At 62.8% G+C, this 23,475-nt stretch carries 30 protein-coding genes; 4 read left to right on the top strand and 26 right to left on the bottom strand.

What is annotated here, in order from left to right; genetic code table 11:
- Positions 1-3: 3 nt before the first annotated feature.
- A complete protein-coding gene (locus tag ACFQ2F_RS08385; protein WP_379088497.1) occupies positions 4-1,242 on the bottom strand; it encodes an efflux RND transporter periplasmic adaptor subunit in 1,239 nt (412 codons plus the stop codon).
- Positions 1,243-1,538: 296 nt separating this feature from the next.
- Between ACFQ2F_RS08385 and ACFQ2F_RS08380 the strand changes: the two genes are divergently transcribed.
- Together ACFQ2F_RS08380 and ACFQ2F_RS08375 are read left to right on the top strand one after the other, a co-directional pair.
- On the top strand, positions 1,539-2,537 hold the full coding sequence (locus ACFQ2F_RS08380; protein WP_379088494.1) for an alpha/beta fold hydrolase: 999 nt from the start codon (positions 1,539-1,541) through the stop codon (positions 2,535-2,537).
- A 117-nt stretch (positions 2,538-2,654) separates the two neighbouring features.
- The gene (locus tag ACFQ2F_RS08375) at positions 2,655-4,241 is read left to right on the top strand and encodes a putative bifunctional diguanylate cyclase/phosphodiesterase (protein ID WP_379088491.1); all 1,587 of its coding nucleotides are present in this window, start codon (positions 2,655-2,657) and stop codon (positions 4,239-4,241) included.
- Between the two features lie 150 nt (positions 4,242-4,391).
- Here the strand turns inward: ACFQ2F_RS08375 and ACFQ2F_RS08370 are convergent, their stop codons facing one another.
- The 3 genes from ACFQ2F_RS08370 to ACFQ2F_RS08360 all read right to left on the bottom strand — a co-directional run bounded on the left by ACFQ2F_RS08370 (position 4,392) and on the right by ACFQ2F_RS08360 (position 5,742).
- A complete protein-coding gene (locus ACFQ2F_RS08370; protein WP_379088488.1) occupies positions 4,392-4,796 on the bottom strand; it encodes an EF-hand domain-containing protein in 405 nt (134 codons plus the stop codon).
- A gap of 278 nt (positions 4,797-5,074) precedes the next feature.
- Positions 5,075-5,353 carry a YARHG domain-containing protein gene (locus tag ACFQ2F_RS08365; protein WP_379088485.1) on the bottom strand — a complete coding sequence of 93 codons (279 nt, stop codon included), beginning with the start codon at positions 5,351-5,353 and terminating at the stop codon, positions 5,075-5,077.
- A 116-nt stretch (positions 5,354-5,469) separates the two neighbouring features.
- Positions 5,470-5,742: a hypothetical protein gene (locus ACFQ2F_RS08360; RefSeq protein ID WP_379088483.1), complete on the bottom strand. Its 273-nt coding sequence runs from the start codon at positions 5,740-5,742 to the stop codon at positions 5,470-5,472.
- 197 nt (positions 5,743-5,939) lie between these two features.
- Here ACFQ2F_RS08360 and ACFQ2F_RS08355 point away from each other — a divergent pair, with 197 nt between their 5' ends.
- The gene (locus tag ACFQ2F_RS08355; protein WP_379088480.1) at positions 5,940-7,016 is read left to right on the top strand and encodes a hypothetical protein; all 1,077 of its coding nucleotides are present in this window, start codon (positions 5,940-5,942) and stop codon (positions 7,014-7,016) included.
- Positions 7,017-7,098: 82 nt separating this feature from the next.
- Here ACFQ2F_RS08355 and ACFQ2F_RS08350 read toward each other — a convergent pair whose 3' ends face one another.
- The 6 genes from ACFQ2F_RS08350 to ACFQ2F_RS08325 form a co-directional block, all read right to left on the bottom strand.
- Complete coding sequence (locus ACFQ2F_RS08350) at positions 7,099-8,631, bottom strand: acyl-CoA carboxylase subunit beta (protein ID WP_379088477.1); 1,533 nt, start codon at positions 8,629-8,631, stop codon at positions 7,099-7,101.
- Positions 8,632-8,712: 81 nt separating this feature from the next.
- Positions 8,713-9,420 carry an ATP12 family chaperone protein gene (locus ACFQ2F_RS08345; RefSeq protein WP_379090646.1) on the bottom strand — a complete coding sequence of 236 codons (708 nt, stop codon included), beginning with the start codon at positions 9,418-9,420 and terminating at the stop codon, positions 8,713-8,715.
- A gap of 50 nt (positions 9,421-9,470) precedes the next feature.
- A complete protein-coding gene (locus ACFQ2F_RS08340; RefSeq protein ID WP_379088474.1) occupies positions 9,471-10,457 on the bottom strand; it encodes an RluA family pseudouridine synthase in 987 nt (328 codons plus the stop codon).
- 3 nt (positions 10,458-10,460) lie between these two features.
- Entirely contained in the window at positions 10,461-10,832 is a 372-nt protein-coding gene (gene crcB / locus ACFQ2F_RS08335; RefSeq protein ID WP_379088471.1) for a fluoride efflux transporter CrcB, read from the bottom strand.
- Complete coding sequence (locus ACFQ2F_RS08330; RefSeq protein WP_379088468.1) at positions 10,829-12,154, bottom strand: replication-associated recombination protein A; 1,326 nt, start codon at positions 12,152-12,154, stop codon at positions 10,829-10,831. The genes crcB and ACFQ2F_RS08330 overlap by 4 nt, the downstream gene beginning before the upstream one ends.
- Positions 12,155-12,163: 9 nt before the next feature.
- The gene (locus ACFQ2F_RS08325) at positions 12,164-13,567 is read right to left on the bottom strand and encodes a DegQ family serine endoprotease (protein WP_379088465.1); all 1,404 of its coding nucleotides are present in this window, start codon (positions 13,565-13,567) and stop codon (positions 12,164-12,166) included.
- Positions 13,568-13,744: 177 nt separating this feature from the next.
- Here ACFQ2F_RS08325 and ACFQ2F_RS08320 point away from each other — a divergent pair, with 177 nt between their 5' ends.
- Positions 13,745-14,293 (top strand): SRPBCC family protein, encoded by a 549-nt coding sequence (locus ACFQ2F_RS08320; protein WP_379088462.1) that lies wholly within the window; start codon positions 13,745-13,747, stop codon positions 14,291-14,293.
- Positions 14,294-14,400: 107 nt separating this feature from the next.
- Here the strand turns inward: ACFQ2F_RS08320 and rplQ are convergent, their stop codons facing one another.
- The 16 genes from rplQ to rplN all read right to left on the bottom strand — a co-directional run bounded on the left by rplQ (position 14,401) and on the right by rplN (position 23,449).
- On the bottom strand, positions 14,401-14,826 hold the full coding sequence (gene rplQ, locus ACFQ2F_RS08315; RefSeq protein ID WP_379088460.1) for a 50S ribosomal protein L17: 426 nt from the start codon (positions 14,824-14,826) through the stop codon (positions 14,401-14,403).
- A gap of 63 nt (positions 14,827-14,889) precedes the next feature.
- Entirely contained in the window at positions 14,890-15,906 is a 1,017-nt protein-coding gene (locus tag ACFQ2F_RS08310; RefSeq protein WP_379088457.1) for a DNA-directed RNA polymerase subunit alpha, read from the bottom strand.
- Between the two features lie 97 nt (positions 15,907-16,003).
- Positions 16,004-16,393, bottom strand: coding sequence for a 30S ribosomal protein S11 (gene rpsK / locus ACFQ2F_RS08305; RefSeq protein ID WP_379088454.1), 390 nt, complete (start codon positions 16,391-16,393; stop codon positions 16,004-16,006).
- A gap of 70 nt (positions 16,394-16,463) precedes the next feature.
- Entirely contained in the window at positions 16,464-16,832 is a 369-nt protein-coding gene (gene rpsM / locus ACFQ2F_RS08300) for a 30S ribosomal protein S13 (protein ID WP_379088450.1), read from the bottom strand.
- Positions 16,833-16,996: 164 nt separating this feature from the next.
- Positions 16,997-17,662, bottom strand: a complete 666-nt coding sequence (locus ACFQ2F_RS08295; RefSeq protein ID WP_379088447.1) for an adenylate kinase — start codon at positions 17,660-17,662, stop codon at positions 16,997-16,999.
- A complete protein-coding gene (gene secY / locus ACFQ2F_RS08290; protein ID WP_379088444.1) occupies positions 17,659-18,993 on the bottom strand; it encodes a preprotein translocase subunit SecY in 1,335 nt (444 codons plus the stop codon). Before secY ends, ACFQ2F_RS08295 begins: the two co-directional genes overlap by 4 nt.
- A 60-nt stretch (positions 18,994-19,053) precedes the next feature.
- Positions 19,054-19,659: a 50S ribosomal protein L15 gene (gene rplO, locus ACFQ2F_RS08285; protein ID WP_379088442.1), complete on the bottom strand. Its 606-nt coding sequence runs from the start codon at positions 19,657-19,659 to the stop codon at positions 19,054-19,056.
- An 11-nt stretch (positions 19,660-19,670) separates the two neighbouring features.
- Positions 19,671-19,877, bottom strand: coding sequence for a 50S ribosomal protein L30 (gene rpmD, locus ACFQ2F_RS08280; RefSeq protein WP_379088434.1), 207 nt, complete (start codon positions 19,875-19,877; stop codon positions 19,671-19,673).
- 34 nt (positions 19,878-19,911) lie between these two features.
- Complete coding sequence (gene rpsE, locus ACFQ2F_RS08275; RefSeq protein WP_379088431.1) at positions 19,912-20,490, bottom strand: 30S ribosomal protein S5; 579 nt, start codon at positions 20,488-20,490, stop codon at positions 19,912-19,914.
- Between the two features lie 22 nt (positions 20,491-20,512).
- Complete coding sequence (gene rplR / locus ACFQ2F_RS08270; RefSeq protein WP_379088428.1) at positions 20,513-20,875, bottom strand: 50S ribosomal protein L18; 363 nt, start codon at positions 20,873-20,875, stop codon at positions 20,513-20,515.
- Positions 20,876-20,877: 2 nt separating this feature from the next.
- Positions 20,878-21,411 (bottom strand): 50S ribosomal protein L6, encoded by a 534-nt coding sequence (gene rplF / locus ACFQ2F_RS08265; protein WP_379088425.1) that lies wholly within the window; start codon positions 21,409-21,411, stop codon positions 20,878-20,880.
- A gap of 31 nt (positions 21,412-21,442) precedes the next feature.
- Entirely contained in the window at positions 21,443-21,841 is a 399-nt protein-coding gene (rpsH, locus tag ACFQ2F_RS08260) for a 30S ribosomal protein S8 (protein ID WP_069093647.1), read from the bottom strand.
- A gap of 22 nt (positions 21,842-21,863) precedes the next feature.
- Positions 21,864-22,169: a 30S ribosomal protein S14 gene (rpsN, locus tag ACFQ2F_RS08255; protein WP_379088422.1), complete on the bottom strand. Its 306-nt coding sequence runs from the start codon at positions 22,167-22,169 to the stop codon at positions 21,864-21,866.
- A gap of 20 nt (positions 22,170-22,189) precedes the next feature.
- Positions 22,190-22,762, bottom strand: coding sequence for a 50S ribosomal protein L5 (gene rplE / locus ACFQ2F_RS08250; protein WP_379088419.1), 573 nt, complete (start codon positions 22,760-22,762; stop codon positions 22,190-22,192).
- A complete protein-coding gene (rplX, locus tag ACFQ2F_RS08245) occupies positions 22,755-23,078 on the bottom strand; it encodes a 50S ribosomal protein L24 (RefSeq protein WP_379088417.1) in 324 nt (107 codons plus the stop codon). The genes rplE and rplX overlap by 8 nt, the downstream gene beginning before the upstream one ends.
- Positions 23,079-23,080: 2 nt before the next feature.
- Complete coding sequence (gene rplN, locus ACFQ2F_RS08240; RefSeq protein WP_069093643.1) at positions 23,081-23,449, bottom strand: 50S ribosomal protein L14; 369 nt, start codon at positions 23,447-23,449, stop codon at positions 23,081-23,083.
- Positions 23,450-23,475 lie beyond the last annotated feature (26 nt).

Genomic DNA, 23,475 nt, shown 5'->3' with positions numbered 1-23,475 from the left:
GGATCAGGGCCTCGGCAGCTCGGCCGGCGCCTTCAAGCGCTCCGAATTGTCCACTTCGACGGCTGAATCCGGCTGCAGCTTCAGCTGCCCGCTGGACACCACCTCGTCCCCTGCCTCGATTCCTTCCAGAATAGCGACACGGTCGCCGCGATTGGGGCCGACGCGCACGAAGCGCCGCTCCGCCTTCAGTTTCGGCGCCGCATCGTCCTCTTGCGCGTCCGCGTTCTCGGCATCGCCCTCTGCAGCCTCGCCCTGATCGGCTTCCGCCGCCTGGGCGCCACCGCTCTCAGGCGCCGACGTCTCGTCTTCCGGGCTCCCTTCCTTATCGCCGGGCACCACCACCCAGACCGCGTCGCCATAGAGGCTGTAGGTCACGGCGGTCTTGGGCACGGTGACGTATTCCTTTGGCGCGCCGGAGCCGACGGTCACGTCGCCGAACATGCCCGGCAGCAGCGTCTTGTCCGGATTCTGCAAGGTCGCCCGCAGCATGAGCGTGCGCGTATCGGTGCTCACGCGAACGTCCCGCGCGGTGATCTTCCCGTCGAAGGTCTTGTCCGGATAGCTGTCGACCCGCACCTGCACGGCATCGCCGAGCTTGATGCGGCCCGACTCCGTCTCGGGCACGGGGAAGTCGACCCAGATCGGATCCAATGACTGCAGCCAGACGATCCCCTCGCCCGTGGGAACGTACTGCCCTTTCTCCACCGTCCGAAGGCCAATCCGGCCCGCAAACGGTGCCTCGACTGATTTCTGCTCGATCACGGCGCTGACCTGATCCACCGCGGCACGTGCGGAATCCCGGTCGGCCGTGGCCGTGTCGAGAGCGGCTTGGGAGACCGCGCCCCGGTCCACCAGCTTACTTTGCCGGTCGTAATTGATCTCGGCGTCCTTCAGGGTCGCCTTGTTCGCCGCAAGCTCCGCTTGCTGGACGGAATCGTCGAGCTGCACCAGCAGCTTGCCTTCTTCGACATCGTCGCCGCTTTCGAAGAAATAGTCCTCGATGATGCCGGAGATCTCAGGCGCCAAATTCACGCCGCGAATGGCTGTGACGGTGCCGATCGCATGGAGCTCCGGGGTCCAACTCTCGAGCTTCGCTACCTCGGTGGTCACCGTGGGCGCGGCACCCTGCATCTTGGAAACGAACTGCTCGATCATCTGCGGCTTGAAGATGAACTGGAACCAGGCGAGCCCGCCCAGAAACACCGCGATGATGATGGCAACGATGATAAAGCGCTTGGTCATGATGGAATTCAGACCCGCCTGAGACGTCCCAGGAGCGAAATGAATACTATGGGCAAAGTGGATATCTGCCTTTGGCGGCGGAATTGAGCCGTCGAGGCGCTGTCAGGCCTCGGGATAGCAGGGTTTGGCCGATTTGCAATAACCCTGGAACGAAGGGCCGCGCCCAGACTTCGATCCTATCGCTGGCGCCTCTCGATATCCTTAAGGCTCGCGCCGATCTCGCCATACCGAAAGGGACCGCGATGACGAAAATGTGTTGGAAATCCGCTGTCATATCTTGTCTGGCGATGCTCCTGATGAGCCTCCCCCTGGGACAGACTGTCCGCGCCGCCGACACCGAGACGACGGCCGCCGATGAAGGCTTTCCGCCCTTGGGCATCGCCCTGGAAGGCTACCCCTACCCCTATGATGTGAAGCTATTTCCGCTGACCCGCGACGGCCAGGATCTGAACATGGCCTATATGGATGTTGCGCCGACGGACGAAGCCAATGGCCGGACCGTACTCCTGTTTCACGGGCGGAACTTCCCATCGAGCTACTGGGCGCCCGTGATCGAGACCTTGAGCGAGGCCGGCTACCGGGTCGTTGCGCCGGACCAGATCGGTTTCGGCAAATCGTCCAAGCCGACCTTCGATCTCCATTTCGACGAGCTTGCCCGCAACACCGCCGAGCTTCTGGAGTCCCTGGAGATCGACAAGGTCAACGTGGTCGCCCACTCCATGGGCGGCATGCTCTCCATGCGCTTTGCCCGCGACTTCCCCAAGAAGGTCCGCAAGGTGCTGATGACCGGGCCCATCGGCCTGGAGGATTACGGCCTCTACGTCCCGCCCGTGCCGACCGAGACGCTGGTCGACATGGAGGCGAAGGTCACGCCGGAGGATTACCGGGAGAGCCTGAAGACCCGCTACAATCTCACCCTGCCGGATAAGGATCTCGATCCCTTCGTCTGGGCCCGGACGGGCATGCGCGACAGCGCCGAGTTTCCGCGCTGGCTGAGAAGCTTCGCCAACTCCGCCCAGATGGTCCTGCGGGAGCCGATCATCTACGACATGCCCTTCGTGAAGCAGCCCGTCCTCATCGTCATGGGCGAGAACGACCATGTGGCGCCTGGCAAGGGGGCCGCGCCGAAGGAGATGCAATCGAAGATGGGCCACAACGCCGACAACGCGAAGGCCATCGCTAATAAGATGCCCCATGCCCGGGCGGTCATCTTCGAAGGCGTCGGCCACCTTCCCCAGCTTGAAAACCGGGAGCGCTTCGATGAGGTGATGCTCGATTTTCTGCAGCAGAATTAACCGGTTGGCGCACCTCAGCCTAAACCTCCAATTAGGGAAGTACGTACAAATTACGCATAGGGCTTAAGCACATCCTCGCGACCCTATGGTCAATTGGCCCTGCTGAAGGGGTTCATCATGCCATTGACGCGATCGCGGATCATGGGCGCGCTGCTGCTGACCGTTTTCACGGTCTTCGTGCTGTCGACGCTTTGGGAGTTCAAGCTTGAGGCGCTGCTCTGCGACCTCTTGAGCGTGCATTACGACCACGAGTTCGAGACCCACGAGCGCTGGCGCTTCATCGCCACCTCCACGACCTTCGCCGCGATCTCCCTGATCGTCCCGACCCTGCTGCTCTTCAACGCAACCGACCGGCTGAAACGGTCGTACAGATCGCTTGCCAATGCGAAGCGCCTGGCCCAATCCCTCGCCCGCGTCGATGGGCTCACGGGTCTGCCGAACCGCAACGTCTTTAACGAGGAGCTCCGCACCGTCCTGGCCAAGAGCCGCGGCCGGGGCGGCCGTTGCGCGCTTCTGTCCATCGACCTCAACGACTTCAAGCTGGCGAACGGGCTTTACGGCCAGGCCACGGGAGACGCGGTCCTGCGCATTGTCGCCGAGCGTATTTCTGAGCTGGCGCCGGCCGGATCTTTGGCCGCGCGCGTTGGCGGCGACGAGTTCGCCTTGCTCATCCCCGATATCGAAACGGAAAAGGCTCAGCTTGAGCTTGCGGAGCAGATTGCCACGCGGATCGGCGAAAGCGTTTCGGTGGGCTCCATCGATTTCGATATAAGCGCCACCATCGGGGTCGCCATCAGCGATCCCGAAAGCGACCCGGAAGGCCTCCTCGGCGCCGCCGACATGGCGCTTCACCACGCCAAGCATGCCGAGCACCATAACGTCGACCTGTTCGACGAAACCATGGGCCGCGAGATGCAGACTCGTGCCAGCCTGGAGCGGAAGATGCGCGACGTCGTGAACGGCGGCGGCTTCCTGGCCTATTACCAGCCCCTGGCCTATCTGGACGATCGGAGCCTCTTCGGCTTCGAGCTTCTGGCCCGCTGGCCGGACAGCCAGGACAAGATCACGCCGGACGTGTTCATTCCCATCGCCGAAGAGCTCGGCATGATCGACGAGCTGACCTTCCAGCTCCTGAAGCAGGCCTGCTGCGACCTCAAGAACTGGCCGTCCCATTTCAAAGTGGCGCTCAACCTGTCGCCGACCCAGCTAGCGGCGCAAGAGCTGCCCCAGCGGATCCTTGCCATCTTGACCGAAAGCGGAGTCCCGCCGGGCCGGCTCGAGATCGAGGTCACCGAAAGCGCCGTGATGACCCATCTACAGCGCGCCAGGGAGACCCTCGCCTCCTTGCGCAACACCGGTATCACCATCGCGCTGGACGATTTCGGCACCGGCCATTCGAGCCTGGCGCAGCTGCGCACCCTGCCCTTCGACAAGATCAAGATCGACCGCTCCTTCATCCGCTCCATGCGTATGAATGCGGACAGCCGGAAGCTGGTCGCCGCCATTCTGGGTCTGGGACAAAATCTGGAAATGCAGATCACAGCCGAAGGCGTTGAGACGGAAGACGATGCGACCTGGCTGACCGCCCATGGCTGCACCATTGGCCAGGGCGCCCTGTTCGGTATGGCCCTGTCTGCGGACGAAGTCCTCGCCTCCCTGCGTGCGGAGAGCCCGGGTCGGGAAGACGTGGCGCTGGCGTCCTAGGCCGCGGGCCACCAAGGCCGAGACCTGCCCGGAAAACCAACAGCCAACGCAAAAAAAATAGCCGCCCCGAAGGACGGCTATCTTTCGCGATTGCAGCGCGAAACCCGGCGGCAGGAGTGCCGCCAAGCTCACGCGATGAGGCCCGGCCTCTTACTGCTGGATCAGCTCAAGAAGCTTCTTGCCCTTGCGGGTTTCCAGCTCGTCGGACTCGATGGTGTCGTCGCCATCGGGGTTGGCCGCCTCGAAACGCTTCTTGATCAGCGCCTTGTACTCGCTCATGTCGAGGGAGCCGTCATCGTCCGGATCGGCTTCCTTCAGCTGACGCTTGCTGACACGGCCCTTCAGCTCATCGGCCTCCAGCGTGTCGTCGCCATCGGGGTTCAGCGCCTTGAAGGTCTTGGCACCGGCCGTATAGGCCTCATCGAGAGTCAGAGCGTTGTCCATATCCGGATCGACGACCTTCATGTTCTCGCTGATCTCGGCGTCGGCCGCATAAACCGCGGTGGACATCAACAGAGCGGCGCCGGCAACAGGAATAAATTTCGTGAACTTCATAAAGTACCTCCATGGAATGCTTGTTCTTCCTATAAACTTCAGGAACAACGTGCAGGAGCAAGCTTTGTTCGCTATCCGGGTTTAAAAAGCGTTCTCAAGCGATTAGGCGCCTCAAGATGTCCCGTCTGTTTAGAAGTTTGCAACCATGGCGGGCGCACCGCACCCAACGCCGGTTTTAACGCGCGCGTGCTCAGCCGAGCAGTCCCGCCTGCCCTCACGTCCATCGCGGCTCCAAGAGCTTTTCGACGACGTCAGATACGATGAAGCAATCAGCAGCGTTATCGGCAGCCTTGCCAGCGTTCCTGCTGCTTGATCTGCGCAACCGCATTTCGGTCCGTCGTCGACATGGGCATCGAGCCCGCGTTGTCGTAAAGGCAGCCCGAATTGCCGAACGTGTTGATCGCGTTGCGCGATTTAAAGCAATAGCCGTTGGCGTGATAGATCTGGTTGCGGAGCCACCACAGCTCGCCGCACGTATAGGCCGCCGCCGGCGTGGCGCTCAAAGCCAATCCGCCAAGGGTCAGCCCGACCCCCAAAATCGCAACAGACAAACGCATAACGATCCCCCCTGAACCACTGAACGGTTGAAAGTTTAGCGGAGTTGCCCGCGAGCCCGCAATCGGACATTTGCGTACGCGCGCGACGGGAGGTCGTGATTCCGACGAATGGAGCGCTAGTTCTTGCCGCCTTGCGAACCCGATTTCTTCAGGCGTCCGCTGCCGAGATCCGTACCGCTGAGGCCGCTTCCGCCCTGGGAGCCGGATTTCTTGAAACGCCCGCTTCCGAGATCGGTCCCGGAAAGGCTCGAGGCACCTCCGCCCGACCCGCCACTGTTCTTGGGAGAGCCAGCCTCCGCGCTAGAGACAATCCCATCCGCCAGCGCCATTGCAACGACAGCCGCCAAAGCCAGCGGCGCCAAAAGCGCCATGCGCATTCTTGCTTTCACCGTTTTCTCCTCCCCGAGCTATGAGTACATCCCAGGGTTGTACGGTAAGGATGTCTGAGCGGTTTGAAACCCGCCCCGGCACAACGCCCCCTACAACGGCTAAGGGAGACTCTCTGTGGCACCACACGCTGCGCTGGCATATAGAGATCTTGAGGTGCTCGGTTTCACCGCTTGAAGACTGACGAGAGTGCTCGAAGATGTACACCCCCTGCGGCAGCATATTCATAACGCCGCCTCCGGCCGCCACCTCGGTCATTCTGGATTTGGTCCATGAACGAGACTTTTATGTCGCCGTCATAGCTCATTCGGAAACGTCTGATGGCCGGGAGGTCTTGTTCCGCTACGAGAACGGCTTCCTGAGCGTGATGGTCGCAAAGTCGCCAGGCGAAGATTGTTATAAAGGAAACGATGTCTTCGTCTCTGATCGGGTCGGCCCCTGGTGGGCGACCGTGCACTCAGCCCAGCTTTGCCGGCTTGTCGGGATAACCATCAATGGCAAGACGCCGCCGCTTCTCTCAATTTCCGAAATGAGACCCAACGCTCGCCTCGCGGGGGGACAAGAGGACCGATGCTTCGATCTTAGCGGCGAGACGAGCTTCTTCGAGGCGTGGCTCAACGGCACAACGCTGGAAACGGCGCTCGAGGCTATTCGAGCAATTCGTGCTTTGCTCCCGCAATCGCAGATTGTGCGATACCGGCGGCATGGATCCGGCTCGTTTCGTGGGGCCGACGTGATCGAAAACCTGACGGAGGTGATCGATGATGCGGAGATTTACAGCACTCTCGATTGTTTGATTGTGGCGGGGGTACCGCCAAACGAGGAGCAACTCGATCAAGTCTCCGACATATGTTTGCTGGAAGACGTCTGCCCAGACAATCTCATTCTGCGTGTTGGAGGGTTTGCTCAAGGTGCGAGTGTTCAACCCGCCAACGAGGTTTTGGATGCCTTCGGACCTGTCGCAGGCAGGACGGACGACTGCCGCCGCGGCCGGATCGAGTTTCTGGCACAGTACCCAACCGGAGATACGGTCAAACGCAAGCAGCTCGAAGACGTCTCAGCGCTCCTGAATTCGTTCCTGCCAACGTACAGTCTGGAGTACTATGACCTGCGTAGCGGCGAGCGCTCTTATCCGGATGGACTACCTCAAAAGGATCGAATTGATCCTGTGGTCGTCGACTGGATTCACCGCGCACCAAACCACTGGCTAAAGATGGTCTCTGGCTACCGGGTCTCGGGTCCCTTGGGGGTGCGGCCCGGCGATATCGTTGGATGAAGCCGACGGCTCCCCCAGCGAGAGCGCCGGTGATGGCGACCATACTCATCGCAGCCAAGCTGCAGCACCCCGACACGTCGTCCTACAACGGCAGGTTATTGTGCTTCTTCCAGGGGGTCTCGGCTTCCTTGTTCTGAAGCATGCGCAGGGCCCGGGCGATCCGCGGCCGCGTCCCGTGGGGCATGATCACCTCGTCGATATAGCCGCGCTCCGCCGCCACGAAGGGATTGGCGAAGCGGGTCTCGTATTCGGCGATGCGCTTCTGGATCGTCTCTGGGTCCTTGAGGTCCGCACGATAGAGGATCTCGGCGGCGCCTTTAGGCCCCATCACCGCGATCTCGGCCGTCGGCCAGGCATAGTTCACATCCGCCCGGATATGCTTGGACGACATGACGTCGTAAGCGCCACCATAGGCCTTGCGGGTGATGACGGTGACCTTCGGCACGGTGGCCTCGGCAAAGGCGAAGAGCAGTTTCGCGCCGTGCTTGATGAGGCCGCCATATTCCTGGTCCGTGCCCGGCAGGAAGCCCGGCACATCGACGAAGGTGACCAGCGGAATCTGGAAGCAGTCGCAGAAGCGCACGAAGCGCGCCGCTTTCCGCGAGGCGTCGGAATCGAGCACGCCCGCCAGCACCATGGGCTGGTTGGCGACGATGCCGATGGTGCGCCCCTCCATGCGCGCGAAGCCGGTCACGATATTCTTGGCGAAATCCTCCTGGATCTCGAAGAAATCGCCCTCGTCCACGACCTTCGTGATCAGCTCCTTCATGTCGTAGGGCATGTTCGGATTGTCGGGGATCAGCGTATCCAGCGAATGGTCCGCCCGGTCCCACGGATCGCGGGTCGGCAGCTCCGGCACGCCGGACAGGTTGCTGGCGGGCAGGAAGTCCATGAAGCGCCGCATCTGGAGCAGCGTCTCGACATCGTTGTCGTAGGCGCCGTCGGCGATGGAGGATTTGGTGGTGTGGATCGAGGCGCCGCCCAGCTCCTCCGCCGTCACCTCTTCCTTGGTCACGGTTTTCACCACGTCCGGGCCGGTGACGAACATGTAGGCGGTGTCGCGCACCATGAAGATGAAGTCGGTCATGGCCGGCGAATACACGTCGCCGCCCGCGCACGGGCCCATGATGACGGAGATCTGCGGGATAACGCCCGAGGCCTGCACATTGCGCAGGAATACCTCGCCATAGCCGCCCAGCGCCGCGACGCCCTCCTGAATGCGCGCGCCGCCCGCATCGAACAGACCGATGATCGGGACACGGTTCTTCAGCGCCATGTCCTGGATCTTGATCATCTTCTGGGCGTGGGTCTCCGACAGGGAGCCGCCGAACACCGTGAAGTCCTTGGCGAAGACATAGACGACCCGGCCGTTGATGGTGCCCCAGCCGGTCACCACGCCGTCACCCGGCACCTTGGTCTCCTGCATGCCGAAATCCGTGCAGCGGTGCTCGACATACATGTCGAACTCCTCGAAGGAGCCGTCGTCCAGCAAGAGCTCCAGCCGCTCCCGGGCGGTCAGCTTGCCCCGGTTGTGCTGCGCGTCGATACGCTTCTGGCCGCCGCCCGCGCGGGCCTTCTCCCGGCGGATCTCAAGCTCTTCAAGGACTTCTTTCATGTGACGTTCCCCAACCCGACTGAAAAACTGCGCCACGCTGAATAGCATGGCAGGCCTCTAAGGCAAGCCCTGGGAGCACCTTCAAGGCTCGCTGCGCACCAGCGCCAGCATACGCGCCGCGGTGTCGAAATCCTCCTTGCGGCGGGCCCGTCGCTCAGACGCTTCCTTGTCCTCGCCCCATTGGAGGATTTGCCAGTCCTCATCCACATGGGCGGCGTCCCAGGCCTCGTCCGGCACCATCTCACCCTCCGCCACGGCCAGCGCCAGCAGCGCCGAGCCCATGAGGCTGGTCATGATATGCAGAGCCGTCAGCTCAAACGGGCCGAGACCGGAAAGCGAGGCGCGCACGCCAGCCATGGTCTCTTCGGGCTGCTCCACATGGATCACCCCTTCGGCGAGATGAAACGGGCCGCCGAAATGCTTCTCCGCCCAGCGGAGCGGCGGATCCCAGGCTTCCCCCTGGAGAGCGACGAGCCCGTCCGGGCCGTCCGCCCGGTAACAGAGGAGATCGGTGCCTGCGAAGGTCTCGATATCGTCGGCCACGGTCTGCTCGTTCCCCCGCACCCCGTCGATCGCCGTATTGACCAGCCGGGTCATGGGCATGGTCTCAGGGATGATCTCGGTGCCTTGAGCGCGCCATTCGTCGGCCACCGCCTCGCCGAGCGGCTCCGTCGGCAGCGCTAAGGCGTTCCGCCCCGGCGTCTTCACCGTGCGGCCGTCGAGCAGCAGCGCGGCGGCATTATCGCCATCCGCCGCCGCCAGCGTGACGTCCTTGTAGAACTTCTTCATGCGCTCCTTTTGAGGCTGGCTCTTTTTGGGCTCGCTCCCTTTCGGCTCGCTCACTTATCCTCCTCGTTGCCTTTTTCCGTGAAACCGAACGCCGCGAAGCTGTCCTTCATATGGCCGGGGAGCGGCGCGGTGACGTCCACGATCCCCTCGCCCGTCGGATGCTTAAAGCTGATACGACGCGCATGCAGATGCAGTTTATTGGCGATGCCCTCAGGGAGCTCCTGCCCCTCTTCCGGCGGGTATTTGCTGTCGCCCAGAATGGAATGGCCGCACATGGCCATATGGGCGCGCAATTGGTGTTGGCGTCCCGTGACGGGCTTGAGCGAGACGTAAGAGGCGATCTCCCCTGCCCGGTCGACCACCGCATAATAAGTGACCGCGCTCTGGGCCTGCTCCTGCTCGCCGGGCCGCGCTTTTCGCACCCGGTCGCCCTCCGGCCCCGTGGCCTTCACCAGCGCCGCATCGATCTTGCCTTGGGGCGGCTTCGGCACCCCGTGCACCACCGCCCAGTAGATCTTGCGCACCGACCGCGTCTGGAACGCCTTGCCGAGCGTCGCGGCAATGGAGCGCCGCTTGGCCACCACCAGCACACCCGAGGTATCCCGGTCCAGCCGGTGCACCAGCCGCGGCCGGGTCTCCGGCCCGTCGCCGAGCCCCGCCAGCATGCCGTCGATATGGCGCGTGGTCTTGCTGCCGCCCTGGACCGCCATGCCGGATGGCTTGTTGAGGATCAGGAGATCGTCGTCCTCATAGAGCGTGATCTCCCGCAGGAACTTGGCGTCGGCCGCGCTGAGCTGGGGCTTGTCCTTTGGCGGCCGGCCGCCGTCGAAGGCCTGCATGGGCGGCACACGCACCTGTTGGCCCGCCTCCAGCCGCGTATGGGACTTCACCCGGCCGCCATCGACCCGCACCTGGCCTGTCCTGAGCAGCTTCTCCAGCCGGCTATGAGGCAGGTCCGCGTAATGGGACTTGAACCAGCGGTCCAGCCGCATCCCGTCCTCGTCCCGGGTGACTTCCTTGGTCTCAACGCCGGCCATACCCTAAAGCGCCCGCACGAAGGCGAAGCCTGCGAACACGCCGGCCAACGCAAGCGTCAGGGTCACCGCCACGTAGAACACGGCCTGATAGGTCTCGCCCCGCCCCAGGAGCGTCGCGAAATCGGCGGAGAAGGCGGAATAGGTGGTGAAGCCGCCGAGCAGCCCCACGGCGAGGAAAGCGCGCAGATCGTTATGCACGGTCAGCTTGGTCGCCATGAGCTCGATCAGCACGCCCATGAGGAAGCAGCCCAGCGCATTGCAGACCAGCGTGCCCCAGGGAAAGCCGAAGCCGATGAGCCGCCCGGAGGCCACCCCCACCAGATAGCGCAGGCTTGCCCCCACGGCGCCGCCGGCCGCCACATAGAAGATCGTCATGCATCCCCCTTGCTGGACCTTTCGGCCCGGATCTTCGCCCAGCGCTCCAGTCGCTTGCCCACCTGCTCCTCGTAGCCGTAGCCGGTCGGCCGATAGAACTGCTCCCGCTCCATCTCGTCCGGGAAGTAGTTCTGGCCGGAGAACGCCCCTTCCTGAGAATGGTCGTAGGCATAGCCCGCGCCGTACCCCTCGTCCTTCATCAGCCGGGTCGGGGCATTCAGGATATGCTTCGGCGGCAGATAGGAGCCGTGCTCCTTGGCCGTCCGGGTCGCCGCGTTGAAGGCCATATAGGCGGCGTTCGATTTTGGTGCCGTGGCGAGATAGACCGTGACCTGAGCCAAGGCCAGCTCGCCCTCCGGCGAGCCCAGAAAATCATAGGCATCCTTGGCGGCATTGGCGTGCACGAGCGCGACGGGATCGGCCATGCCGATATCCTCCACCGCCATGCGCACCAGCCGCCGGGCGATATAGAGCGGGTCCTCGCCCCCGGCCAGCATGCGCGCCAGCCAGTAAAGCGCGGCATCCGGGTCGGAGCCTCGCACAGACTTATGCAGCGCGCTGATCAGATTGTAATGGCCGTCCTGGGACTTGTCGTAGAGCGGCGCCCGCCGCTGCACCAGCTCGGTCAGCTCCTCCCGGGTGAGCGGCTTGTCGACGCCCTTATGGGTGGCGAGCAGCACATCCTCGGCCAGCGTCGCGAGCGCCCGCCCATCGCCATCGGCCATGTCGATCAGAGCGATGCGGGCATCGTCGTCCAGGGGAAGCTTGCGGCCTTCGAACTCCTCGGCGCGGGCCAGCAGCTCTTTCAATGCGTCCTCATCGAGCCGCTTGAACGTCAGGACGGTAGAGCGAGACAGGACCGCCGAGTTCAGCTCGAAGGACGGGTTCTCCGTCGTGGCCCCCACCAGCGTGATGGTGCCGTCCTCCATATGAGGCAGGAAGGCGTCCTGCTGGGAGCGGTTGAAGCGGTGGATCTCGTCGACGAAGAGAAGCGTCCCCTTCCCCTGCTCGCGGCGCGCCTTGGCGGCGTCGAAGACCTTGCGCAGGTCCTGCACCCCCGACTGGATCGCCGAGAGCTGCACGAAATCGAGATCGGTCACCTGAGCCAAGAGGCGGGCAACAGTCGTCTTGCCCGTTCCCGGCGGTCCCCAGAAGATCACCGAGCCGAGCCGGCCCGCGTTGACCATGCGGGTGAGCAGCCCGTTTTCGCCGAGCAGATGCTCCTGGCCGATCACCGCCGCCAGGTTCTCCGGCCGCAGCCGGTCGGCCAGGGGCCGCGGCGCGTTCCGCTCCATTCCGGCGGCTTCGAATAGACTGGACATGGCTTCGCCCTAGCCCCCGATCTGAAGGCTCAACATGCGGCCGCCGCGCGCGATCTGCAGCTGCCAGCCGCCCGTATTGTTGGAAAGCAGAGTGACGAGTTGCTCCACCGAGGTGATCTCCGTGCCATTCACGACCTTTACGATGTCGCCGGGCCTGACGCCGACGCGCGCCGCCACCGTGCCCCGGGCGATATCCATCACCACGACGCCCGGCCCCTCGTTCTGAATGTCGAGCTCTTCGGCCACGGCCGGCGAGAGATTGGCGACCTTGGCGCCGGTGAGCGGCGTCCGCCCTTCCAGCACCTGAGCGTTGCGCGGCGGGATCTCCGCCGCCGGAACCAGCTCCAGGGTCACGTTGCGCGGCCGGCCTTCCCGCATGATGCCGATCTTTGCGGTGCTGCCGATGCCCTTGGTCACCAGGCGATACTGGAGCGCTTCCGGGTCCTTCACCTGGCGCCCATCGACACTGACGATCACGTCGCCGATCTGAAGCCCCGCAGCGGCCCCAGGCCCCTCGGGATTGATCTCGTTTACCAGCGCCCCGCGGGGGCTCTCAAGCCCGAGCGTGTCGGCAAGCTGAGAGGTGACCGACTGGAGCGAAGCGCCGAGCCATGGCCGGCGCACCGTGCCACCCTCCAGCGCTGCCTTGACCACCAGATGGACCATGTTCGAGGGGATCGCAAAGCCGATGCCGTGCGACCCGCCGCTCTTGGAGAAGATGGCCGTGTTGATGCCGACCAGATAGCCGTCCATGTCGATCAGCGCGCCGCCCGAATTGCCCGGATTGATGGCCGCATCGGTCTGGATGAAGAACTGGTAGTCGGAGATGCCGACCTTGGTGCGGGCCAGCGCGGAGACGATCCCGCTCGTGACCGTCTGGCCAACGCCGAACGGATCGCCGATGGCCAGCACGATGTCGCCCACCTGCAGACTGTCGGAATCGGCAAACGCCACGGAGGGAAACGTCTCCCCGTCCGACTGCAGCTTGAGCACCGCCAGATCGGTCCGGTCGTCCTTCAGGATGATCTCGGCCGGAAACTCTCGTCCGTCGGCGAGCGCGACCGTGATCTCCGCCTCGCCGCTCCCCTGGATGACGTGGTTGTTGGTGACCACGATCCCCTCGTCGCCGACGATCACGCCGGAGCCGAGCGAGTTCTGCACCCGCTCCCGCGGCATGCCGAAATCACGGAAGAAGCGCTGGAAGAACGGGTCGTTCATGAACGGCGAGACCCGCTGGGAGACCCGGCGGCTCACATAGACGTTCACCACCGCGGGAATGGCCTTCTTCACGACGGGCGCGAAGGATTGCTTCAGCGCCGTATCGCTCTTCGGGACCACGCGGATTTCCGCCGAGGCGCTGTTGGCCCCCATGAACGCGGCAAGAAGCAAAACGATGAGGCTGCTATATCTCATGAGAAAAATGGCAAAGGCTCCGAATTAACGGCCCGGGAACAATGGGCTTCGTATAGCGTAACCACCGGCATGACGGAACAACGACCGGCGTCGCACACTTGCCCCGCCGGTTGCTTCCACTAGGATGCCGGGATTCACGTTTATCAAGCTACACAAAGACGATTTGGAGGAAAACATATGCCCACATGGAGAAGCGCCATCGCGATTGCCGCCGTCACAGCGTTCTGCGGAACGTCGGCGCTGGCAGCCGACGCCAAAGGCCGGACCGAAGCCCCGGGCCTGCCTGACAAAGTCTGGCCCCTGGTCAGCGATTTCTGCGCCATCAAGGATTGGCATCCGGCCGTTGTCGACTGCGTCGAGAGCGAGAAGGACGGCGATACCTTTCGCACGCTCACCCTCGGCGACGGTGGCGAAATCTACGAGCGGCTGACCGATCGTGGCGATCTCAGCTACTCCTACGAGATCATCGAAAGCCCCCTGCCCGTAAAGAACTACAAGTCCAAGATCTGGGTGGAAGAGGACGATGAGCCCAACCGCACCGTGATCTACTGGACCGGCGACTTCGACGAGGACGGCGCCAGCGAAGAGGAAGCCGAAGCAGTCATCACCGGCATCTACAAGGACGGTCTCGCCGGCATCAAGGATGCCGCCATCGCCGCTCATGAAGAGGCCGAGGGCATCGAGTTCACCCCGCCGAAGGTCCATGGCGAAGTCGGCGAGGACTAGAATTAGGAAAGCCCGCGGCTGAGACCCAGCCGATCAGGCAAAAGAAAACGCGCCCGGCAATCGCCGCGGCGCGTTTTTCGTGTCTGACGTCGGAAAGTAGCGTCGCGTTAGGCCGCGACGGCTTCTTCCTCGTCGAAGTTCTGGGTCGGACCCGAATCCTGCCCCTTGGCGTCTACATCCCGGTCCACCAGCTCGATTACCGCCACAGGCGCGGAATCGCCATAGCGGAAACCGGCCTTGAGGACACGGGTATAACCGCCCGGGCGCTCCGCATAGCGCGGACCCAGCGTGTCGAACAGCTTGGCCACCATGGCGTCGTCGCGCAGCTTGGCGAAGGCCCGGCGGCGGGAATGGAGATCGCCGCGCTTGGCCAGGGTCACGAGCTTGTCGGCCACCCGCTTCAGCTCCTTGGCCTTGGGCAAGGTGGTCACGATCTGCTCATGCTTGATCAAAGCATTCGCCAGGCTGCTCAGCAGCGCTTTGCGGTGCGGGACCGATCGATTGAGCCGTCTTCCGGCTTTACGATGGCGCATTCTCTCCTCCTGCGTGCGGCCTTGGCCGCTAATTCTTCGTTCTTCCGGCGACGCCGGAGAGCTCTAGTAATGATCCTCGAAGCGCTTGGCCAGCTCTTCGATGTTCTCCGGCGGCCAATCCGGCACGTCCATGCCCAAATGCAGCCCCATGCCGGCCAGCACTTCCTTGATCTCGTTCAAGGACTTACGGCCGAAGTTCGGGGTCCGGAGCATCTCCGCTTCCGTCTTCTGGATGAGGTCGCCGATATAGACGATGTTGTCGTTCTTCAGGCAGTTGGCCGAGCGCACGGAAAGCTCCAGCTCGTCGACCTTCTTGAGAAGAGCGGCATTGAACACCAGCTCCGGCGGCGTCTCGGGCGCCTGCTCCTTCTTCGGCTCTTCGAAGTTCACGAAGACCGAGAGCTGATCCTGCAGAATGCGTGCGGCGAGCGCCACGGCATCCTCGGGCTTCACCGAGCCGTCCGTCTCGATGTCCATGGTCAGCTTGTCGTAATCGAGCACCTGGCCCTCGCGGGTATGCTCGACCTTATAGGAGACCTTGCGCACCGGGCTGAACAGGGAGTCGACCGGGATGAAGCCGATCGGTGCATCGTCCGGGCGGTTCTGCTCAGACGGCACATAGCCCTTGCCGAGCGCGGTGGTGAACTCCATGCGGATCGAAGCGCCCTCGTCCAGGGTGCAGATCACGTGATCCGGGTTCAGAATCTCCACATCGGCGCCGGTCTCGATATCGCCGGCGGTGGCCACGCCCGGCCCCTCCTTCTTCAGCATCATGCGCTTGATGCCGTCGGAGTGCTGGCGCACCGCGATGCCCTTGATGTTCAGGACGATGTCGGTGACGTCGTCACGCACGCCCGGGATCGAGGAGAACTCATGCAGCACGCCGTCGATATGCACCGAGGTGACGGCCGCGCCCTGCAGCGAAGACAGCAGGATACGGCGCAGCGCGTTGCCGAGCGTCACACCGAAGCCGCGCTCCAGCGGCTCCGCCACAACCATGGCAAACCGGTTCGGATCGCGACCCGGGAGAATGTTCAACTGGTTGGGCTTGATAAGATCTTGCCAGTTCTTGTGCAGCACCTAGTGGCCCTTTCTTGATCGATGTCAGGGGCGTCAAAGCCCCGGAAGCGCGCCGCGATACCCGCGCGCGCCAAAAATGCCGAAACGCGAAGACGCGTTAGACGCGGCGCCGCTTCCGCGGGCGGCAGCCGTTATGCGGGATCGGCGTCACGTCGCGGATCGAGGTTACGGTGAACCCGGCAGCCTGCAACGCGCGCAGAGCCGACTCACGGCCCGAACCGGGACCGCGAACCTCGACCTCGAGATTCTGCATGCCGTGCTCGGCCGCTTTCTTGCCGGCATCCTCGGCCGCCACCTGCGCCGCATACGGCGTGGATTTACGCGAGCCCTTGAACCCCATGGTGCCTGCGGAAGACCAGGAAATCGTGTTTCCCTGGGCATCCGTGATGGTGATCATGGTGTTGTTGAAGCTCGCATGCACGTGAGCCACGCCCGACGAGATGTTCTTCTTTTCGCGACGGCGAAGACGCGCTTTTTCTTTAGCCATGCTTTGTTTCCCGCAATTCTCGTCGCTCGGAGGTTAGCTAACAACCGTCCGGGCCAAATCAAGACCTCGATTACTTCTTCTTGCCGGCGATCGGCTTGGCCGGCCCTTTGCGCGTACGCGCGTTCGTGCTGGTCCGCTGACCGCGCACCGGCAGGCCGCGCCGGTGGCGCAGGCCGCGATAGCAGCCGAGATCCATCAACCGCTTGATATTCATCGCCACTTCACGCCGAAGATCGCCTTCCACGATATAATCGCGGTCGATGATCTCACGGATCTGGCTCACCTCGGCATCGGTCAGCTCATTGACGCGACGCTCCGACGGAATGCTCGTCTTGGAACAAATTTCCTTGGCGTAGCTATCGCCAATGCCATGGATATATGTGAGGGCGATCTCGACCCGCTTATTGGTCGGGATGTTCACACCTGCAATTCGGGCCACGGGTCATCTCCTCGAACACGTGCTAACGTGTTGTAATCAAATGCAAAAGTCCGGTGAAGCACAGAAAGACCGACCGCCGGAACGCAAATGATTCCGGGACCGGTTGCTCTTTCTCCAACGATGGATTGGCGCTCTTCTAACGATTCCGCTTGACAAGGTCAACCTCAGCTTTCCTTCCCATTGGAAACATCATCGAGCACTTTGGCGATGGCATCGTGCACCTCGCCGATTTCAGCCATGCCGTCGACTGTGTGAAGACGGCCTTTCTCCTTATAGAAGGCGATCAAAGGTTTGGTCAGCTCGTGATAGGCCTTCAGGCGCGAGCGAACCACCTCCTCCGTATCGTCCTTGCGGCGGACGAACTCCGTCGAACCGCAGCGGTCGCAAACACCCGCGACCTTGGGCTGTTTATAGACGTCGTGATAGCCCGCACCACACTTGGCGCAGGAGAAGCGGCCGGTGATCCGCTCAACGAGCGCCTCATCGTTCACTTCCATCTCGATCACGGCGTCGAGCTTCTCACCACGCTTGTCGAGCAGCGCATCCAGCGCCTCGGCCTGGGCGATAGTGCGCGGGAAGCCGTCCAGGATATTCCCCTTGCCGGTTCCCTGATCCATGCGCTCGGCGATCAGTCCGATCACCAACTCGTCCGGCACCAGATCGCCCCGCGCCATGATCTTCTCGGCTTCTTTGCCGAGATCCGTGCCGGCCGCCACAGCAGCCCGGAGCATGTCACCGGTGGAGAGCTGCTCGTAGCCCCTCTCCTCCTCGATCATGCTCGCCTGGGTGCCTTTGCCGGCGCCAGGCGGTCCGAGAAGGATCAGGTTCATCTGCGACGAGCGCCCCGTAGCCGCGCTTTCTTGATCAGGCCTTCATACTGGTGCGCCAGCAGATGGCTTTGTACCTGGGCCACCGTATCCATGGTCACGCTGACCACGATGAGCAGCGATGTGCCGCCGAAATAGAATGGCACGCCGGCGGTCGAAATCAGGATCTCCGGCAACACGCAGACCGCTGCCAGGTAGATCGCGCCGACCACCGTGATGCGGGTCAGCACATAGTCGATATATTCCGCCGTTCGCTTGCCCGGACGGATGCCGGGAATGAAGCCGCCATACTTCTTCAGATTCTCAGCCGTCTCCTCAGGATTGAAGACAACGGCCGTATAGAAGAAGGCGAAGAACATGATCAGCGCCACATAGATCAGAATATGCAGCGGCGCGCCGCGGCCGAGCATGGTGGTGACCGTAGTCAGCCATTCAGGCCCCTGGCCCGCGGAGAAGTTCGCGACCGTGATCGGCAGCAGCAACAGCGACGAGGCAAAGATCGGCGGGATAACGCCGGCGCTGTTCAGCTTCAGAGGCAGATGCGAGGCATCGCCCTGGAACATGCGGTTGCCCACTTGTCGCTTTGGATACTGCACCAGAAGCCGGCGCTGGGCCCGCTCCATGAACACGATGACGGCAATCACGACCACGGCCATCACCAGGATGCCGATGATCAAGGTCGTCGACAGCGCGCCCTCGCGGCCGAGCTCCAGCGTGCCGGCGATTGCCGAAGGCAGCTGCGCCACGATACCGGCGAAGATGATCAGCGAGATACCGTTGCCGACGCCGCGCGCGGTGATCTGCTCGCCGAGCCACATCAGGAAGACCGTGCCACCGACCAGGGTGATCACCGTGGTCAGACGGAAGAACATGCCCGGATCGATCACCGCATTGCCGGCGCCTTCCAGACCCACAGCAATGCCGTAGCCCTGGAGCGCAGCCAGAAACACCGTGCCGTAGCGCGTGTACTGGTTGATCTGCCGGCGCCCGTGCTCGCCTTCCTTCTTGAGCTGCTCAAGATGGGGCGAGACCGTGGTCAGCAGCTGGATGATAATCGACGCCGAGATGTAGGGCATGATGTTCAAGGCGAAGATCGCCATACGTCCCACGGCGCCGCCGGAGAACATATTGAACATGCCCAGAATACCGGACTGGTTCTGCTGGAAGAGATCCGCCAACGCGTCGGGGTTCACACCCGGAATCGGAATATAGGTCCCGAGCCGATAAACGAGCAGCGCACCCAGTGTGAACCAGATGCGCTTCTTCAACTCGTCGGCCTTCGCAAAGGCCGCGAAATTCAAATTGGAAACGAGTTGTTCCGCAGCAGAGACCATGAGGCGCTGCCTCCCTTTCCGCACCCTTGAGCGACGAAGCGCCGCTAAGGGCTGCGCGCGCTAATCCTCTTTTTTCGCCTTTGACTGAGAGGATCCGGCCTTATCGGCCTCGGCTTCACCCCCGTCAGACGCAGCGTCGTCGGCCTTGGCCTTGGACGCGCTTTTCTTTGCCGGCGCTTTGGCGCTCTTCTCTTTCTTCGCTTCGTCGGGCGACACGACCGTAACCGAACCGCCGGCGGCCTCGACCGCCTTCACCGCGGCCGCACTCGCGCCGGCCACCTCGAAGCTCACCTTGGCCTTGATCTCGCCCTGACCGAGCAGACGCACACCGTCAAGCTCGCGGCGGATCAGACCGGCATCCTTCAGCGCAGCAGCATTCACCGGCTTCTTGCCGTCGAGCCTGCCGGAATCGATCGCCGCCTGAACACGCCCGAGATTCACCTCGTTGAAGTGCTTGGCGAAGATGTTGTTGAAGCCGCGCTTCGGCAGACGACGGTCGAGCGGCATCTGGCCGCCCTCGAAGCCCTTGAGCGCAACGCCGGAACGGGCCTTCTGACCCTTCATGCCGTGACCGGAGGTCTTGGCCAGGCCGGAACCCGGCCCACGCCCCACCCGCTTCTTGGAATGGGTGGAACCCGGACGGTCTTTCAGTTCGTTCAGTCGCATCGTTTCAACCTTTACGCCTTCTGCTCGTCTTCGACGACGCGCACCAGATGGCTTACCTTGGCGATCATGCCGCGCACGGCCGGGGTATCCTCCAGCGTGCGGCGCTTATGCATCTTGTTGAGCCCCAGCCCCACGAGGGTCTGACGCTGATCCTTCGGCCGCCGGATGGGGCTGCCGATCTGCTCGACCGTGACGGTCTTATTCTTTGCTTCGGCCATCTCGACCAACCTGTCTCGTCAAAAAGAGCTTCTGTTAAACGTCCGCAGCACCGGCCGCATCGCCGGCTTCGTCGCGGCGGCGCGACACGATCTCGGAAACCTTCTTGCCCCGGCGGGCCGCCACGCTGCGCGGGCTGTCCTCGTGGGAAAGCGCATCGAAGGTTGCGCGGATCATGTTGTACGGGTTGGACGTGCCAACCGACTTCGCAACCACGTCCTGGATGCCCAGGGTCTCGAACACGGCGCGCATTGGGCCGCCGGCGATGATGCCGGTGCCGGGAGGCGCCGCGCGGAGCACGACCTTGCCTGCGCCATGATGGCCTTCCACGTCGTGATGCAGGGTCCGGCCTTCGCGCAGCGGCACGCGCAGCAGGCCGCGCTTGGCCGACTCCGTTGCCTTGCGGATCGCCTCAGGCACCTCGCGCGCCTTGCCGTGGCCGAAACCGACCCGGCCCTTCTGGTCGCCCACGACGACCAGCGCGGCGAAACCGAAGCGACGTCCGCCCTTCACCACCTTGGCGACGCGGTTGATGTGGACGAGCTTGTCGACAAACTCGTTGTCACGATCATCGCGGTCTCTGCCTTGCGGACCGCGCGATTGAGGACGTGCCACGTTAGAACCCTTTCCCTGGAACCTAGAAATTCAAGCCGGCTTCACGCGCGGCATCCGCCAGCGCCTTGACCCGGCCGTGATAAAGATAACCGCCACGGTCGAAGACAACGTCTTTGACGCCGGCCTTCGCCGCCCGCTCGGCAACGAGCTTGCCCACGGCTTCCGCCGCCGCGACATCGCTGCCCTTCTTGATCGAGCCCTGCAGATCCTTATCGAGCGTCGAGGCAGCCGCCATGGTCTTGCCCTCGGTGTCGTCGATGACCTGCGCATAGATATGCTTGGACGACCGGAAAATCGAAAGCCGCGCGCGGCCGTTTGCCGTCCGCTTCAGAGCCTGGCGCACACGCTGCTGCCGCCTCGTAAAGCCTGTTCCTGTCCCGCTCATGGCTACTTCTTCTTGCCTTCCTTACGGAGAATGTACTCGCCCTCATAGCGCACGCCCTTGCCCTTATAGGGCTCCGGCGGACGATAGGCGCGGATCTCCGCGGCCACTTGGCCGACCTTCTGCTTATCGATGCCCGACACGACGATCTCCGTCGGCTTCGGACACTGGATCTCGATACCTTCCGGGATCGGATAGTTCACCTCGTGGCTGAAGCCGAGATTGAGCTGCAGGGTCTTGCCCTGCACCGCGGCGCGGTAACCGACGCCGGTGATCTCGAGCTTCTTGGTGAAGCCTTCCGTGACGCCCGTCACGAGATTGGCGATCACCGTCCGCGACATGCCCCACATCGACTGCGAGCGCTTGGACTCGTCGCGCGGGGAAACCGTGAGCTCGCCGTCTTCCAGCTTCAGCAGAACATCGTCCACCAGATGCTGGCTCAGCTCGCCCTTGGGACCTTTGATGGCGACATGCTGCCCGTCCAGCGTGGCTGTCACGCCGCTCGGGATGGTCACCGGCCTTTTGCCAATACGCGACATTATCTTCGTCTCACCCGAAAAAGTTCAAATCTTAGAATACGTTACAAAGGATCTCGCCACCGACGTTCTCGGTACGAGCCTTCGAATCGGACATCACGCCCTTAGGAGTCGACAGGATCGCCACGCCGAGCCCGTTGGCCACGGTCGGCAAATCCCGAACGGATGAATAAACCCGCCGCCCCGGCGTGGACACGCGCTTGATCTCTTTGATCACCGGCTCGCCATCGAAGTATTTCAGCTCGATGTCAAACTCCGACTGACCGTTGTCGTAATCGACCTGCGCGTAGCCGCGGATATAGCCTTCTTCCTGAAGCACGTCGAGCACATGCTGACGCAGCTTGGAGGTCGGCGTGGTGACCCGTGACTTATTGCGCAGGAGCGCGTTGCGGATGCGGGCGAGCATATCGCCCAATGGATCATTGATGCTCATGCCAGTTCTCTACCAGCCTTCTCTACCAGCTCGACTTCACCATGCCCGGGATCAGGCCATTATTGCCCAGCTCCCGCAGCATGATGCGAGACAGCTTCAGCTTCCGGTAATAGCCACGCGGACGGCCCGTCACGGCGCAGCGGTTGTGAATCCGCACCGGCGACGAGTTGCGCGGCAGCTCGGCGAGCTTAAGCCGCGCTGCGAAACGCTCCTCCGGGGGAAGCGTACGATCGGCTGCGACCGCCTTAAGCCGCTCCCGGCGGGTCTTGAATTCTTTCGACATGCGGCGGCGCTTCTTGTCGCGCTCCACCATGCTCGTCTTTGCCATTCAGTCCTCCTTCGCGGTCGTTAAGCCGCTTTGGCTTCGCCGCGGAACGGAAAGTTGAAGCCCTTCAGCAGCGCCCGCGCTTCGTCGTCGTTCTCTGCCGTCGTGCAAACAATGATGTCCAGGCCCCAGATCTCCTCGACCTTGTCGTAGTTGATCTCGGGGAAAATGATGTGCTCTTTCAGGCCCATCGTGAAGTTGCCGCGCCCGTCGAAGCTCTTCGGGTTCAGCCCGCGGAAATCACGCACGCGGGGCAGCGCGATATTCACCAGGCGGTCGATGAACTCATACATACGCGCCTTACGGAGCGTCACCTTGCAGCCTACCGGCATGCCTTCGCGCAGCTTGAAGCCGGCGATGGACTTGCGAGCCTTGGTGATGATCGGCTTCTGACCTGCGATCAGGCCGAGATCGCCGGCGGCCGCATTCACCTTCTTGGAGTCTGCCACAGCCTCGCCGATGCCCATGTTCAGCACGACCTTCTCGAGCCGCGGAACCTGCATCACGTTCTGATAGCCGAATTCCTTGGTCAGCTCGCCACGCACCACGTCGTTGTAGTGCTCCTTGAGCCGCGGAACGTAAACTGCCTCAGCCATCGATCACCTCGCCGGAGCGCTTGGCGAACCGCACTTTGCGCCCATCCTTCAAAAACTTGTATCCAACCCGGGTCGGCTCCCCGTCCTTGGGGTCCTCCAGGGCGATGTTGGAGATATGGATCGGCGCCTCCTTGGCGACGATCCCGGCCTCCTGGGAGGGGGTCTGCTTCTGATGCTTCTGCATCATCGAGACACCCTGAACCAGCACGCGGTTCTCCGAAGGCATCACCTTCAGCACTTCGCCGCGCTTGCCCTTGTCCTTACCGCTGGTGACGACGACCTTGTCGCCTTTGCGGACTTTCAGCTTCAACGCCATTGCTACAGCACCTCCGGCGCCAGGCTGACGATCTTCATCTGCTTCTTGGCGCGCAGCTCGCGGGTCACGGGCCCGAAGATACGGGTACCCACGGGCTCGCCCTGCGGATTGACCAGCACCGCTGCGTTGCGGTCGAAGCGGATCAGGCTGCCGTCGGCACGGCGCACGCCCTTGGCGGTACGCACGACGATGGCCTTCATGACCTGCCCCTTCTTCACGCGGCCGCGCGGGATCGCCTCCTTGACGCTCACCACGATCATGTCGCCGATCGAGGCATACTTCCGCTTGGACCCGCCCAGCACCTTGATGCACTGGACGCGGCGCGCGCCGGAATTGTCGGCGACATCGAGATTTGACTGCATTTGAATCATTGCAATGATCCTCTAACCCGAATTAT

Source organism: Methyloligella solikamskensis, assembly GCF_042676065.1.
Classification (GTDB): domain Bacteria; phylum Pseudomonadota; class Alphaproteobacteria; order Rhizobiales; family Methyloligellaceae; genus Methyloligella; species Methyloligella solikamskensis.
This window is presented reverse-complemented; position numbering and strand designations above follow the sequence as displayed.